General features: G+C 45.2%; 13 protein-coding genes. 2 read left to right on the top strand and 11 right to left on the bottom strand.

Translation table 11 applies throughout. From position 1 onward, the window contains the following. Positions 1-120: 120 nt before the first annotated feature. The 3 genes from AC58QO_RS01565 to AC58QO_RS01555 all read right to left on the bottom strand — a co-directional run bounded on the left by AC58QO_RS01565 (position 121) and on the right by AC58QO_RS01555 (position 3,823). On the bottom strand, positions 121-1,794 hold the full coding sequence (locus tag AC58QO_RS01565) for an extracellular solute-binding protein (protein ID WP_497263421.1): 1,674 nt from the start codon (positions 1,792-1,794) through the stop codon (positions 121-123). Positions 1,795-1,918: 124 nt separating this feature from the next. After that, positions 1,919-2,794, bottom strand: coding sequence for a carbohydrate ABC transporter permease (locus AC58QO_RS01560; RefSeq protein ID WP_497263419.1), 876 nt, complete (start codon positions 2,792-2,794; stop codon positions 1,919-1,921). Between the two features lie 42 nt (positions 2,795-2,836). Then, positions 2,837-3,823 carry an ABC transporter permease gene (locus AC58QO_RS01555; protein WP_497263417.1) on the bottom strand — a complete coding sequence of 329 codons (987 nt, stop codon included), beginning with the start codon at positions 3,821-3,823 and terminating at the stop codon, positions 2,837-2,839. A gap of 220 nt (positions 3,824-4,043) precedes the next feature. On the opposite strand from AC58QO_RS01555, the gene AC58QO_RS01550 reads away from it, so the two are divergent. Beyond that, positions 4,044-4,211, top strand: coding sequence for a hypothetical protein (locus AC58QO_RS01550; protein ID WP_497263415.1), 168 nt, complete (start codon positions 4,044-4,046; stop codon positions 4,209-4,211). Positions 4,212-4,251: 40 nt separating this feature from the next. Here the strand turns inward: AC58QO_RS01550 and AC58QO_RS01545 are convergent, their stop codons facing one another. The 3 genes from AC58QO_RS01545 to AC58QO_RS01535 form a co-directional block, all read right to left on the bottom strand. Next, positions 4,252-5,796, bottom strand: a complete 1,545-nt coding sequence (locus AC58QO_RS01545; protein ID WP_497263413.1) for an alpha-L-rhamnosidase-related protein — start codon at positions 5,794-5,796, stop codon at positions 4,252-4,254. A gap of 14 nt (positions 5,797-5,810) precedes the next feature. Next, complete coding sequence (locus AC58QO_RS01540; RefSeq protein ID WP_497263411.1) at positions 5,811-6,917, bottom strand: glycoside hydrolase family 88 protein; 1,107 nt, start codon at positions 6,915-6,917, stop codon at positions 5,811-5,813. Between the two features lie 214 nt (positions 6,918-7,131). Continuing rightward, positions 7,132-7,716, bottom strand: coding sequence for a TetR/AcrR family transcriptional regulator (locus AC58QO_RS01535; RefSeq protein ID WP_497263409.1), 585 nt, complete (start codon positions 7,714-7,716; stop codon positions 7,132-7,134). Between the two features lie 316 nt (positions 7,717-8,032). Here AC58QO_RS01535 and gdhA point away from each other — a divergent pair, with 316 nt between their 5' ends. Then, positions 8,033-9,403, top strand: a complete 1,371-nt coding sequence (gdhA, locus tag AC58QO_RS01530; protein WP_497263407.1) for an NADP-specific glutamate dehydrogenase — start codon at positions 8,033-8,035, stop codon at positions 9,401-9,403. Positions 9,404-9,708: 305 nt separating this feature from the next. Here gdhA and AC58QO_RS01525 read toward each other — a convergent pair whose 3' ends face one another. The 5 genes from AC58QO_RS01525 to AC58QO_RS01505 all read right to left on the bottom strand — a co-directional run bounded on the left by AC58QO_RS01525 (position 9,709) and on the right by AC58QO_RS01505 (position 15,888). After that, a complete protein-coding gene (locus tag AC58QO_RS01525) occupies positions 9,709-10,599 on the bottom strand; it encodes a glycoside hydrolase family 43 protein (protein ID WP_497264359.1) in 891 nt (296 codons plus the stop codon). A 24-nt stretch (positions 10,600-10,623) separates the two neighbouring features. Then, positions 10,624-12,279 carry an MGH1-like glycoside hydrolase domain-containing protein gene (locus tag AC58QO_RS01520; RefSeq protein WP_497263405.1) on the bottom strand — a complete coding sequence of 552 codons (1,656 nt, stop codon included), beginning with the start codon at positions 12,277-12,279 and terminating at the stop codon, positions 10,624-10,626. 49 nt (positions 12,280-12,328) lie between these two features. Continuing rightward, positions 12,329-13,207, bottom strand: coding sequence for a carbohydrate ABC transporter permease (locus AC58QO_RS01515; RefSeq protein ID WP_497263403.1), 879 nt, complete (start codon positions 13,205-13,207; stop codon positions 12,329-12,331). 17 nt (positions 13,208-13,224) lie between these two features. Continuing rightward, positions 13,225-14,118, bottom strand: a complete 894-nt coding sequence (locus AC58QO_RS01510; protein WP_497263401.1) for an ABC transporter permease — start codon at positions 14,116-14,118, stop codon at positions 13,225-13,227. A gap of 108 nt (positions 14,119-14,226) precedes the next feature. Then, on the bottom strand, positions 14,227-15,888 hold the full coding sequence (locus AC58QO_RS01505) for an extracellular solute-binding protein (protein WP_497263399.1): 1,662 nt from the start codon (positions 15,886-15,888) through the stop codon (positions 14,227-14,229). Positions 15,889-15,983: the final 95 nt, after the last annotated feature.

The raw sequence follows: 15,983 nt of genomic DNA, 5'->3' as shown, positions 1-15,983 counted from the left end.
CCTTTCATATTAAAAATGCTTACTAAGGAAAAACGCTTCCTTCCCGAACAAATTTGCTGCAGGAAGGAAGCGCATGATGAACTACTGTGTTGAACTTCTTCGTTTCTTATTTCTTACTTCTTATTTCGTCAACAATTTATAGTAATCTTTTGTATAAATAACGTCTTTCTTGTTATCTGTGTAGGCTTTTGTTAAGAAGTCATCGACTTTCTTACCGCCGCCTTTATCCCAAGCATCTTGCGCATCTTTCATCGCTTGATCAACGGTGTAGCTTGCTCCACCAACAACTGCTTTTGTATAGATGTTGATTAGTGTATTCTTCAACGTGTTCTTAATTACTGTCAAATCATCTGGCAATGTAACTGGCAGTACGATCTCAGATGTTGTTGGACGATCTGGCGTGATATAAGCATCTCTACCTTGCTTGATCAAGTCGATATACGCTTTATCGTTAGGCTTCGAAGGATCCAATTGGTTTGTGTAATCCACACATTTGCCCATTGTACCTGTCTGAGACATCATTTGGAAATCGCCGTTCCAATTCAATTCTTTCTTGTTTTTCTCTGCATCAATCGGTTTCGGGCAACCATCTACCATTTTATGGTGAACGCCTTCCATACCGTACATCAATGTTTTTTGAACATCTGGGTTCATTAACCAATCCACATATTGAACAACAGCTTCTACGTTTTTCGCAGTTGCATTAATCGCAGATGTAAATTGCATAGGAACAGCACCTGCAGGTGAGAATTGACCGATTTCAGACTTAGGAAGCGGTAGAACAGTTACTTTCGCATCTGGGTTATTTTTCATCAGCGTATTGTAGACGTCGTAACCTTTAGCACCTTCCAACACATCTGAACCATAAATGCCAAGCTTGCCGTTTACCCAATCCTGCTGTGCTTTCGCCATATTTTTATCAGTGAACGTATCTTTATCTACAGTACCAGCGTCATATAGCGCTTTTCTAAATGCTAAATCTGCTTTTGGACGATCCCATGTCCGTACATACTGATCATTGATTAGGTGATAGGATGTGACCATCCCTAATGTCTCATCACTTGCTTGACCTAATTGATAGAAATAGTCTACGTCAAAGAATGTTGAACCGAGTGTATCCTTTTTGCCATTACCGTCTGGATCTTGCTCTGTGAACGCTTTCGCGACTTTCAGATATTCTTCTGTCGTTTTAGGCATTGGAAGCTTTAATTTATCTAACCAGTCTTGGCGAATCATAACATAGTGGTTAGCTGAGAATGGCAACGTGCGACCCATGAAAAACGTTTTTCCGTTATATCTTGTTAATTTTTGTAATGACTCATTGCCAGCGATCATCTTTTTGTAGTTTGTGGAATACTTCGAAATGGCATCATCGAGCGGAATAATTTGCCCTTTGGACGCCAAATCCTTCATATAAGGATTCGAGAATTCCATGATTAAGTCAGGTGCTTGCCCAGCAGCGAACAGAACGTTCCATTTCTCTGAAGAGTTCGTACGTGGAACAGGAATAAACTCAACTTGCACAGGCGCATTCTCATTAATCCACTTCGTCCAACGGTTATTTGTAATCGAACCTTCACCTTCAGGTACATTGTTACGATCATAAATGGAAACCGTAATTTTCGGCTTAGGTCCTGCTGGTTTCGCACTTGCCGCAGCTGTGGCAGCAGTGCCTGGCGTAGTTGTTGCACTATCAGTCTTTTTATCCGAAGCACAAGCGGTAAGTAGTGCTGTGCTTGATAGTACTAGAGCTAAGGAAACGGACGTTGCTTTCATTTTGCTGATCTTCTTCATATGAATAAGTCACCCCTCAGAATATGTACGTGCAATTTTTTAATAACCCCAATAATTTCATATCCTTATAAACCTTAGCCTACCATGTTTAGCGCTGCACATCACCCCTTTCAAATAATTCCCATTATCCTTTCACAGCGCCGATCATGACACCTTTTACGAAGAACCGTTGCAAGAATGGATAGATAATCAACATCGGTACAGTCATTACGATGACACCTGATGCTTTCACACCTTCCGGCGTAATCAATGCGGCCATTTCAGGCTGTGTATTCGTCAGCTCTTGCATCAAACTTTGATTCTGAATCATTTGTTGAACCAGTACAGCTAAATTCAATTTGCTGGAATCATTAATGAAAATCAGTACATTCATAAAGGCATTCCAGTGGGCAACTCCATAGAATAAAGTTAATGCAGCTAGGACTGGCAATGACAATGGCAATACGATCTGAATAATTAAGCGCCATTCGGAGCATCCATCAATACGCGAAGACTCCTCCAACTCTTCCGGCAATCCTTCGAAAAAGCTTTTCAAAACCAATAGATTGTATACGGTAATCAAGCCAGGCAGCCACAGGGCGCCGTAACTATTGATGAGGCCCAATTTTTGGATTAACAAGTAAGTAGGAATGAGACCCGCAGAGAACAGCATGGTGAAAATAATTGCGAAAGAATAGAACTTACGTCCGATAAAATAACGTTTCGACAACGGGTATGCAGCCAAGATCGTGAACACCATGTTCAGACATGTACCTACCACCGTAATAATCAGACTATTCTTAAAGTCCGTCATGATTGGGCTTTCCTTAAAAAGTGCTCTATAGCCATCTAAGCTAAAATTGACAGGCCAGAAGCTGACTAATCCCGACATTAACGCGTGTTTATCACTGAGAGACAGTGCAAATATATGCACAATCGGCAATAAGCAGCTGAGACCAATGATAGACAAGAGTATATAGTTGATGCCGAAAAATACTTTTTCTCCACGTGTATGATTCATAAGCTTCTCCTTCTTAACGTAGTCCGCGCATTGCGTATTCGCCTACCATAAACCTTGGCCAAAACGGCGTGCAATGCGATTAGCTGCAAGTACCAAGATGAGACCTACCAGGGATTCAAACAATCCCATCGCAGTTGCAAGACTGAAATTCGCTTGCTGAATACCAATTTTGTACATAAAGGTACTAATGACTTCGGATATTTCAAGAACGGCATTATTCTGAAGGACAAATACTTGGTCGAAACCTAACTCCATCAGATGTCCGATTTTCAAAATCAACATAATGATGATCGTTGGCATAATCGCCGGCAATGTGATCCGTATCGTTTGCTGCCATTTATTGGCGCCATCTATGCTTGATGCTTCATATAAACTTTGGTCAATGGATGTTAGTGCTGCGAGATAAATAATCGCGTTCCAACCCGCTTCCTTCCAAATGCCCGCTCCCAAATAAATGGAAATCCATGAAGCTTCTTTATATAAGAACGGATACGATTCGCCAAACATCTTTTCAATTACATGACTGAGTGTACCTGTACTTTGTGAAAAGACCGTCACGACGATGCCCCCAACAATGACCCAGTTGAGAAAATGCGGCAAATATACCAGCGTCTGTACCAGTCGCTTAAAGGCCATCTTCCTCACTTCATTAAGCAGCAGCGCTAAGATAATAGGAACCGGGAAGCCAAGTATGATGCTTAACCCACTCAGTTTAAGGGTGTTCCACACGATATTAAAAATTTGTTTTGTTTGAAAAATCATTTTAAAGTTATCAAATCCTGCCCAAGGGCTGCCCCAGATCCCTTTAATGAAGCTGTACTTCTTAAAGGCAATGACTAAGCCCGACATCGGGTAATATTTAAATATAAGGAAGAAAGCGATGACGGGTACAAACATGATGTACAAAGGAATATTTTGTTTAAGTACGCGTTTACCATACTTCCTAACCAACCAATTACTTTTGGCTTTTACTGGGCTCGCCTTCTGACTGACTATAGCGGATGTTGAAGGCGGGTTCGCTTGACTCATCGGTGTCACTTCCCTGCTCTGTAATTTGAACTCATCGTACCTGCTGATCTGCCACCTGTACAATATACATGATTTCGATCAGTTAACAGGCTGATATATCGCGGATTTTTGCTGTCCGATATACACTTTTTCTTGGGATATACATGCGTATTATGCTTGGTATATTAGGCTTTGGATGCTCCTATTTCCCAAAAAGAGGGATGACCTTGGAGTTTCGCCAATGCTTCCAAAAGTAATAGTCACCGTCAATCTGCGGCTTATTGATATTCTGATTCATCGGTACGTTGCCGGTCCCGGAGAGCAGGATTGCTTCCTCAGAATCATCTGCGGAATAACAGCAGCATGCTCCGCTGCTGCTAAGAGATCGGCATGGCCGGTATGGCGGTAGCTGAGCACCGAGCCATAGGATTCCTGGCTTTCATTCATCGTCAAACAAAATATTTTCTTACAAAATACGTGGATGTGCAGCTCCAAGCATGGCAATAACTATTGATCAAATTGCTTCCATAAGGAGAAAATGATTTATCCGAAGGATTATACAACTCCCAGAAGCAGTCCGCTCCATCCTCGATCATACCTCCCCAATAGTAATGCATTCGTTCTAATGCTCGTTCTCTATTGCCACTCGTGATCAACGCCTCAATGAGATGATGGTACATATAAGGTGTGTTAATCGGAATTGCGGTTGGCAACTTATACATGTTCTCCAGCAATGCCGCATTCTTCTCTTGGCTTTGCACCTCAGCAAGGACCATCCAGATCTGTGAAGCCCACGAGACTTGAGCGTCACTTCCACTAATAAAGACCATGTTCTCCGCATCCCATAAATACGTCAATGCAGCTGTGGTTGTAGCCTGGATGTAACTTTCCAATTGGTTACATTCATCAAACATCATCAGCTCATTAGCTAATGTTAAGCCTCGTTTCAAACAATAGATCAGCACCGCATGTGCGGGTGCCTGTTTGTTCAAATCTTGGTGCCAATCAATGAAGCACCACCCGGTTGCATCATCTTTTACCAAGTTATTTTGATCCAGTCGACGCAATCCGATTCGAAGCTGCTCCCACGCAATAGGCCACAGTTGTGAAAGTGTTTCCTTATCACCACTCGTGATATAATAATCATGGAGTGTCGCTACAAACAACAGCGAATAATCATACAGAAGTGTGTCATCCACATGCGGATGTGGCTTCTCGAACACACAGGCGCCAACCTCGCCTCCATCCAGTCTCATCCCAGCAAATAAATATAAGCAGCGTTTAACGAGATCGTTATTTCCAAAAGTCTCATAATTAGCTAACGCTTGCAGCCGCAAATCTCCTATCCAAAGTCTGCGATCACGCTTAGGACCATCTTCGAAGACAGTTTGCATGCAATCCGCAAGTGTCCGAATGCCAATATGATCCAATTTCTTCAATTTCAAACTCACGTGATCCGGCAAAGGCATTAGCCTAGTGACATCCGCAGAAGTTACAGTCGTACAACTAATCTCCGTAAATGCCACCTTATATTTCGGAGAAGTATCCAGCACGATCACCTTCATATAGCGGAAACAATATCGTCTAGGCAGTTTGATCACCGCTGGAAGTATATCTACATAGAAAGTTTCTTCCTGCAACCACGTGCGACTTAACCAACCTTGATAGTTCTCGAAAGGCTCTGCCACTTCACAAGGCATTTCGCCAAAGATGAGCTTCAATCCGAGCGGTGCATCTGGAGGGCTGCCAACAGCTGAAACTCCTAACGTAATATATCCCACACGATGATCGCCAAAGTCCAAGGTAAAGCTGTCATCTTTACCAAAAGTCATAGCCTTGATCTCTTCGAAGCTCTGTACATTCCGAACGCCCCACCCTTGAAAGGCATTGTCATCTGCGTAAACCTCAACAGACGCCTCCGGTATGACCTCAGCTTCATAAAGCTTCGGTTGTAATGCTTCTGCAACATCCACAAAATTCTGATTGATTTTCATTTCCAGTAGACTCCCTACTCCCAGAAAGAGGGATGTCCCTGCAGCTTCGCCAACGCTTCCATGTAATAGTAATCACCGTAGATGAGCGGCTTATTGATATTCTGATTCATCGGTACGTTGCCCGTCCCAGAGAGTAGAATAGCTTCTTCCGAATCATCTGCCTGATAGTTGTTCGCTAAGGACTGCAAGATCGCACACGCTTGTTCCTTATAAAACAGTGCCCGATCGCCTTCGCATACTTTGGCTAGATCAAGCAGTCCGCTTGCCGCAATTGCTGCGGCACTTGTATCGCGCGATGCCCCCTCGAAGGATGGCAAGCGGAAGTCCCAGTACGGCACCTTATCCTCAGGTAAGTGTGAGAGGAAGAATCCAGCAGCATGCTCCGCTGCTGCTAAGAGATCGGCACGGCCGGTATGGCGGTAGCTGAGCACCGAGCCATAGATCGACCATGCCGAACCCCGTGCCCATGCGGATTCTTCCGCATAGCCTTGGCCGCCGAGAGCACCGGTGCGCTCACCTGTCTCTGGATCGAAGCACACGATATGATACGCTGAGCCATCCTCGCGAATAAACTGTTTGGCGGCCATTCCGGCGTGCGCCTCTGCGATATGCTTAAAGCGGGGGTCGCCCGATTGTTGCGACGCCCAGTAGAGAAGCGGCAAATTCATCATGCAATCGATGATCGCCCATCCGACCCGCTCGGGGCTGTTCCACGCACGGATAAAATTCCCCTTAATATTGAAGCGCGCCGCCAAATGGCTGGCTATCTTCAAAGCTCTGCGTTTGGAAGGTTCGTTGCCTGTGAGTTGCCAGTTCGCGATCGAAGTTAGCGTCCACATGAAGCCCATATCATGATCTAGAGGCTCATAAGCCTCGATCACGGCATCCATCTTCGCCTCGCAGCTCTCGGCTAGTTGGCGTAATTGTTCATCTTGGCGATCTTGATAAATGAGCCATAAAAGTCCTGGCCAGAAGCCTGCTGTCCAGTAATGCGGCGAGGTTAATTGAAATTGACCCTCGTTCGAGCCGTGCGGGAAACTAGCTCCTACGCGAAGACTTGTGTTCTTCACCTTGCGGACACCTTGTTCCCAGGCGTTTCTTATCCACTGTTCTGTTGTCATCTCATATACACTCCCATCCGTTGAATGTTCCAAGCATACCCAGTTCGAACGGATGACTCAATATACATGTTTTCGTTGAGTTAACAAGTTGGATTTGAAGGGTTGCTGACACGAAAAAAGGCTGCCTACATGGGAGTTAACCCTGAGGAAGCCTTGTGATAGTGTGATTATTTAAATACCAAGAATGGTCGGAGTAACTGAGGAACTCCCATTTTTATGAAAGTGTTCGCATCAACATAAATTGTTTGGCTAGAAAAATCGGCGTATACGGCATATCCTTCCGGAGCCAAGCAACGATCGTGCCGATCAAGGCTGATGATCCGTACCAAATGGCAATGTCCTTTTGAATACCTGCTGAAGTAATGGTGGACTCGTTCCCCATTCTCTCAATTCTTAATGTAACCATTTCTGTCAACAGTTTTAACAAACGATCCGTAAAGATCGGAATACGCTGCGCCGCGAAAATGACTTTATAGAATGCAGCATTCTCAGCAATATGTTCGAGAAGACTCACAAGTACAGGCCAATCTTCCTCTTCTGCGGAAGTCTGCTTTCCCATCGCCTCGTTCAAAATAGTAGATATTTCCTCGATCATATCATCTGCCATTCGCTCCATCATATCAGGAATGTCCCGATAATGCAGATAAAAGGTAACACGATTGATCGTAGCGCGCTCTGCAATACGATTGACCGATATTTTATCGATATTCATTTCCTGAAGCAGTGCCACGAAGGCATCTTTGAGCAACTGACGTGTTCGGAGTATGCGTGGATCTGTACGGTTTGTTCGATTATCCATGTAGCGATTTCCTTTACTTTGAACAGTGTAGGCTTGAACCTTAAGGATCATTCCATTAAGAGTCTGTAAATTATACTACAAACTGTAAATTTAGTCCAAAATGGAGATGAACTATTTAACCATCATCTCACAATTAAAGGGGAATTCAGCATATCGTCCGATCCCCTCACACGCATCTATTCTTATGGGTACTTTGTTGACATAACTTAGTAAGCTTACATGACATGTAAATTTTGATTGCCCAATTGGCTGGAATAAGGTAAAACTATACTAATAAACTTTTTACTATATTTGATATGCGAAGGTGGATGACGTGGTGTTAGTTCAAGTGGACAATGATGTAGCTGCAAGAGAATATGTACATGGCATTTACGAAGCCGTAGTCAAACGCAATCCGAATGAGACTGAGTTCCATCAAGCTGTTAAAGAAATTATCGAGTCCTTGATTCCAGTTCTCTCTAAGCAGCCGAAGTACATGAAACACGGTATCCTTGAGCGGCTTGTAGAGCCGGAGCGATTAATCACTTTCCGAGTACCCTGGGTAGATGACCAAGGGAAAACACAAGTAAATCGTGGTTTCCGTGTGCAGTTTAACAGTGCAATTGGGCCATACAAGGGCGGTTTGCGTTTTCATCCTTCCGTTAATGCGAGTATTATTAAATTTCTTGGGTTTGAACAAACACTCAAAAACTCGCTCACAGGTCAGCCGATCGGCGGCGGTAAAGGCGGCTCTGATTTCGATCCCAAAGGAAAGTCTGATAACGAAATCATGCGTTTTACCCAAAGCTTCATGACAGAGCTTTATAAATATATTGGTCAAGACACGGACGTACCAGCTGGGGACATTGGCGTTGGCGCGCGCGAAATTGGTTATATGTTCGGTCAGTATAAGCGAATTCGCGGAGCTCATGAGGCTGGTGTATTGACTGGTAAAGGGATCATCTACGGCGGCAGCTTAGGACGTACCGAAGCGACTGGATATGGTTGTGTTTACTTTGTGAATGAAATGCTGCAATCCAAAGGTCTGAGCTTCGAGGGAAGCACCGTCGTCGTTTCTGGCTCTGGGAATGTGGCTACATATTCCATTGAAAAAGCAGTACAGTTAGGCGCTAAGGTCGTAGCTTGCAGCGACTCCAACGGCTACATTTATGATAAAAATGGAATTTGCCTAGAAACGCTTAGACGGTTGAAGGAAGTTGAAAGAACAAGAATCAGCGAATATGTAAAAGAGCATCCAACCGCAACCTATCATGAAGGTTGTCATGGCATTTGGACTATTCCATGTGATATCGCACTTCCTAGCGCAACACAGAACGAGATTAATGAGGCATCAGCGAAAATTCTTGTAAGCAACGGGGTAAAAGCAGTTGGGGAAGGCGCAAATATGCCATCTACCTTGGAAGCCATTGATGTATTCCTGCAAGCAGGTGTGTTGTTTGGACCAGCCAAGGCGGCTAATGCAGGCGGTGTTGCTGTATCCGCACTTGAAATGTCGCAAAACAGCATGAGATACTCCTGGCAGTTCCATGAGGTTGACGACAAGCTCCACGCAATTATGAAAAATATTTATAGAAGCGCTGTCCAAGCTGCAGAGGAATATGGCCATCCAGGCAATCTCGTAGTAGGCGCCAATATTGCAGGCTTTACTAAAGTAGCTGACGCTATGATTGCACAAGGTGTCGTTTAGGATACCAAAGGCTGCGTCTGGTGAGGGAAGTAGAGTGCGCTTTTTCGGCCAACAAGCAAAATAGACATCGAAGGTAAACTATAGTGCCATAAATTGATAGGCTGTCCTTAAGTAGCAGAATATACTTTGGGACAGCCTATTTATTTGTTGTGAGATACAAACCAAACGCCACTGTCGCACACGCGTTACTCGATTACTTCGACTAACTCGCAGACAATCACCTAAAGCTGTTTCTCCATCAAATTTCCACTTTACGCAAACAAAGAGCTACCTCACGGCAGCTCTTTCAATCTCAACCTATTTACCTACACCCCAAGCACCCTCAGCTTGCCATCCTTCTCTTCAATTTCAAAGAAATGAGGCCGCTCATTCGGCGTTTGATTCGGGGAATGGATCGCGAGCATCAAGCTTCCCTCGAAGGTATGGAAAAGCATCGCATGTCCGCCATCGCTCTGAAACAGTGCTTCTTCCTCCTGCACCCAAGGACCCAACACGTTCCCGGAGACAGACTTTGCTACTCCTAACGCATACGTGTTATGTATGAAGCTGGCCCATAGCATGAGCAAGTTCCCGTTCGCTGCACGATAAAAGGACGGACCATCTGTCACATAGTTATCCTGACCTGGGAAACGTGGATGCTGGAAGGATGTCGGCCACGAGGCTTGCGAAGCGGAAAAGAGGACGACAGGCTCACCGATGATATCCTTAAGATCCTTGGTCAAACGTACTGCACAAACCTGACCATCTCGTACCTGCTGCCATTCACGGCAAAATACGATCCAAGGCAGCCCCTCGTCATCAATGAACAACGTCCCGTCTAGAGAGCACCAGTCCTTCGGGGTTACGGGACCATCACTGTGCGGCGTGAAAGGCCCTAACAGACTGTCACTTGCCAGGACAGCTGTTCCCAGCAAGTTATTGTCCTTCCGGCGGAAGGTCGCGAACATAAAATAGCGGTCCTCGTACTTGTACACTTCCGGTGCCCAGAAATTATTCTCGGCATAGAAATCCTCCTCTGGCCGAAAGACCGTATAAGGGCCCTCCCACTCCTGCAAATCCTTGCCCACGTACACGTCAAATCCGGTCCCCTTGCCCCAAATATTCGCGTCGGTGCTGCCGAACAGATAGTACTGCCCTTCCTCTTTTACAGGAACAACAAAAGGATCTCTAATCTGTATATCACTATTTTTGATCATCGCCATCACTAGCTACCTCCTGAGTTACCGATACGTTGGATAAATAATTCCCAGATCGCGCACACTAACAAATCGCCCCTCTGAAAGCTCTACCTGCTCATTACCTTTCACAATCAACGGAATTTCCTGACCTTCATACGAAACGGTCTCCTCAATTGTACGAACGCTCATACCAATAATAGCTTTCAGTCGCCCGCTGCGGTCTGTCACGGCCCTAGTCCCGTACGGTATCGTCAAATAAGCCACGCCATTGCGATAAACTGTGCTGCCTTCTCTCGTCGTGACGAACTCAAACGTGACACCATCGACGATTCGACTATATCCAGTCTCCGCAGCCATAACCTCGCCGTGATCCTGCGGATACGGCACCAATGAAGTGAACCATAGCTCCCCATCCGGTCTAGGCAAAATGCCACAAAACCGTTCAACGAAGTCCAGCAGGCACAATATGGCTGGCGAGTAAGACTCCGTAAATCCTTCTTTCCCTGTCCACGGGCTTACCGTTTGGGCAAATCGAGTCATCTGTGCCAACGCAGTAATGATTGGGTTCAGCACCCAAGTCAGCTCCACATAGCGATGATGATGCTCGAAGGCATGGGGCGTCCGAATCAAGCTCAAGAAATTCGATGTGCCAGCCCACGTATTGTAGCTAGAAAATGGATCGAAGCGCGGATCGTCCATCGCAATGGATGTAAATGGATATTTGGCAAAAAACTTGCTCGTGTTGAGCAAATACTTCCGCAGCGAAGCTGCAAAGAACTCCCCATCGCCCACCTCACATGCAAGCACTCGTAATAAAACATCAGACTGAATCCGAACAAATTCGTCGTTACGATCCACATCATAGAAGAATGCATCCATTTCATCGAAGCAATTCACGAACAAGCTGTCCAAGGACTGTTCAGCTTTTACGTTCCACTCCGCTGCCGCCTTCTCGTCACCCAGCTCCTTCGCCATTCGCGATAAGTAAAGACGCTGACAATACACATTCGCTGTCAGATCCGGCGCTAAGAAAGGCAAGGTCGGTGAATCTGGGTTATACTGCCGTGCATCGTCCAGATGAGCGGAATCCGGCACATGCCAGAATCGCGGAGATAGATCATGCCCCGTATCGAACGTGCAAAAAGCCTCTACACAGCCGGTATTCCGAGTATTGCGATACGTTACAAGCCATTCATCATGGCGTACCATCGCCTCATACATTTTCCGCAAAAAATCTTGATTTCGCCCGTTCAACGTATAGTGATTCCACACGCTTCTAGCCAGCGGGGTAACCATTTGGATTTGCCGAAAAGCCGGACCGTTCTCCGTTACTTTATAGGGCAGCTGACCGTCTTCCTTCTGATAATCTGCGAACAGCTGAAACGTATCCTCCGATACCGTTGGCAGGAAACGCGACAGCAATTCATTGTTGATCGTCCCTGTGCTTTCCATCCAGCAGCCTAAATAAATACCACCCTCGTGAAGCACAGGCGCATCTCCCATCGTAGGTACGATGCAATCGAACAGCTTGCGCAGCGCTGAGTAATAGGTTTCCTCCAGTCGACCGCCAGTCGAAGTAAACTTAACGCCCGATTGCTGCCACTCTTTCAGCACATCACCATCTGTCGCTTTTTTCAGCTGACCTACTTGATCCTCCACGGACATCTCCCGAAGCCGTTCTATGATGTTCTCGCTCATTGTAAATGCCTCCCCAAAAGAAATGGACTGCCGAAGGCAGCCCCATGTGTTAACCTTTCACACTGCCCATGACTAGGCCCTTCATGAAATATTTTTGTAAGAATGGATAAAATACCAATATCGGCAATGCCGCAAGGAATACTTGCGCTGCCTTGAACGTACGGTCTGACACCTCTGACATGTACAGCTCAGTTGACGAAAGTGTACTGGAGTCAGGATTGACAATTATCGTTTGCAAATAGCTCTGCAGCGGATAATTCGAAGGCGAGTTCATGTAAATCAAGCCGTCAAACCACGAATTCCAGTGCATAACCACGGTAAATAAGGTGATTGTTGCCAACGCAGGCTTGGACAATGGAATATACATGCTCCATAGCACCTTCCAGTGACCCGCTCCATCAATGTACGCAGCCTCTTCAATTTCCTTGGGTAAATTGCGGAAAAAGTTCAGCAGCAAAATCATATTGAACACATGTACAGCTCCGGGAAGTACCAGCGCCCAAATCGTGTCCAGCAATCCGAGTGTTTTCATCGTCATATAGCTAGGAATAAGTCCGCCATGGAAAAGCATCGTGATGATAAAGAACCAAGCATACACATTCCTTGCACGGAGCACCGTCGTTTCTTTCGAAAGTGGATAAGCAATCAAGATGGTAACCACCATATTAATCGCATAACCAAGCGCTACTCTTTGTATCGAAACAAGCAAGCCCTCCATAAATTCCTTTTTCGTTAAAGCATGTTTATAGGACGCTATCGTGAAATCCACTGGCCAAAGCTTGACGAATCCCCCTGCTGCTGCACTGCTAGAACTGAAAGAGATGGCCAGCACGTTAATAAGCGGCAATAGACATAGGAAGGCGATCAAACCCAACAATAGATAGTTGATGATCAGAAATAATTTTCTGCTCGTTGAAACTTTCTGCACAGCCTTTCCCCCTTACTTTAAAATATCCGATAACCGGTATACCGATTGGCAAGCTTATTCGAAATCACAATTAAGATGAAAGCAATAACGGATTTAAACAATCCTACCGCCGTCGCTACGCCGTATTGCGCATCTACTAAGCCGATCCGGTAAACCATCGTATCAATAATATCTCCTGTGCTATAAACCATTGGACTGTACAGATTGAACACCTGATCGAACCCAGCGTTCAGTACATTTCCTAAGCTCAGAACAGTCATCAGTGTGACAATAGGCAGCATGCCGGGAATTGTAACGTGGAGTGTCTGCTTCCAGCGATTAGCTCCATCTACAACCGCAGCTTCATACAAAGACTGATCTATTGCCGTTAGGGCGGCTAAATAAACGATCGTGCTATATCCGAATTCCTTCCAAGTGTCAGATGCGACAAGTGTAAAAGGAAACCAGTTTTCGTTGCCAAGAAAAAAAATAGGTTTGATGCCAAGTAGACCAAGCATCTGATTCACAATCCCGCCTGAAGGCGAGAGAATATCAATTAGAATACCTCCCAGGATTACCCAGGACAGAAAATAAGGAAAATAGATAATGGTTTGTACGGTCCGTTTGAAGGCTGTGCTTATGACCTCATTTAAAAGCAGGGCAAAAATGACTGGCACTATTAAGTGTACGATGATCTTCATAACTGCAATGAAAACAGTATTCCATACAACACTACTAAAATTGGGCATCTCCAGCATATAGCGGAAATTATCGAGCCCGATCCATTTGGAATGAAAGATACCTTTGGAGGGAACAAATTTTTGAAAAGCAATGACGATCCCTGCGATAGGGACATAGCTGAAGATAATCGTAAGAATGACACCAGGTAACAGCATGAGATGCAAAGGAATTTCCTGCAGTTTTTTATTCATCTCCGTTTTTACTCCTCTCCGTTTGCATATAAGAACCAATAAGGAAGGGGAAAGCAGTTTACGACCGCTTCCCCCTAAGCTCTAATCTCGTTTTAAGCCGTCAACTTCTTATTTACTTTTTGCGTACCAATCGTTGACTTCTTTCGTGATTTGTTCGCCACCAAGCTTCTTCCAGTCTTCAACGAATTTGTCAAACGTATCGATGGATTGGCCCATAATAATTTTCGTAAATACTTCCTCTTCCAACTTCTGAAGAGATGCATTTTTCTCAACCATAGTAGGTGTCGCTGCACCGTAGAAAGCATCTAGCAAATAGTTATCTTCTTTCACATACTGACTGATTACATCGAAGCTGCTTGGCGTACCGAATACGCGCTCTGTTCCCCAATTCGCTTTGTTTCCTTTACGGAAGTCCACGATTTTGTCGAAGTAACCCTTCTCTTCCGTTGTCAGCTTGGAAGGATCGTTAGCAGCAATCGCACTCAACGCATTATTATGTGCGTTCAAGTTTTTATTCGCAGGCTCTGGGTTCATTACGCTATAGAGATAGACTGGGACATTCGTAGGGCTGAAGCTCATCTCTGGTTTCGGCTTCTTGCTCTCGTCATAACCATCCATTGCAAAGTTGAGCAATTTGATAATCGCTTCTGGATTCTTGCTCTTCTTACTAACAGCATAATAACGTTGAATTGGCATGTTGCCGATTGGCGTAGCCTTCTTCTCGTCTACAGACACCAGCGGGATCGCTTTCCAATCTGCCTTCGGATCGTTGTCGATGTTCTTCTGGATAATCGACAGCGGTGCGGACATACTGCCGTAGAAGATACCCACCTTGCCGCCGACAACAGATTCTGTTACCTTCGCCCGGTCTTTTACGCCGAACTCCTTATCCAGCAAGCCTTGCGCGTACATATCCTGCATCTGTTTCAAAGCTGTCTTCACTTCTGGTTGGATACTTCCATACACAAGCTTACCAGATGTGTCCTTCACCCATTTGCGTGCATAGGCATGGAATCCTGAGAAGAAGCCCGTTGTTCCGAAGTGGGTATCCGCTAGGAACGATTTGGTAAACGCCATCCCGAAGGTATCATCTTTGCCGTTTCCGTCCGGATCCTTCTTCGTGAACGCCTCAGCAACTGCCAGAACCTCTTTCATGGACTTCGGTTCGGAGAGCCCAAGCTTAGCCAGCCAATCCGCCCGAACATACAAGAGCGGCAGACCATCGATCGCCGATGAAGTCTGAGGAATCGCCATTAGCTTGCCGCCGATCTTAGCTGTATTGAAAGCCTTCTGATCCTGCTGCAGGATGCTCTTCGCCATCGGTGACGCATACTTCTCATACAACTCTGTCAAGTCATAGAGCATATCGTTATCAGCCAAATCAGTGAGCTGTTTGTTCTTCAGCCACATGATATCTGGCAAATCTCCGGCAGCAATAGCCACATTCAGCTTTTGATCGAATTGCTCAACGGGTACTGTCCATTGATATTTCAAGTTGATGCCTAGGTCATTTTGATAAGCTTTCGTGTAAATATTGTTCTCAATCGTGTCGCCATTCTCGTACTTGTATGTCGCTTCCGTGTAGCGCCAAGCTGTGATATCGATCGGTTTCTCATATTTCGCCATCAAGTTCGCTGCTGGCGCAGAAGTACCCGCAGGTGTCGCCGTTGAATTACTATCCTTCGATCCCTCTGAACTACAAGCTGAGAGTACCAATAATCCTGCTGCCGAGAGGATAACTGCTGATTTTGCTTTATCTCTTTTTCTCATGTGAACCTCCCCGAAAGATCTGAATGTATTAGAGTTTTGCTATCTCTAATGGTACTGCTCAGCCATTCGGCATTCAATATTCATGTCTTTACATT

Source organism: Paenibacillus sp. J31R30 (assembly GCF_059692115.1).
The sequence above is the reverse complement of the archived record's forward strand: the minus strand, read 5'-3'. Positions and strand labels throughout refer to the sequence as shown.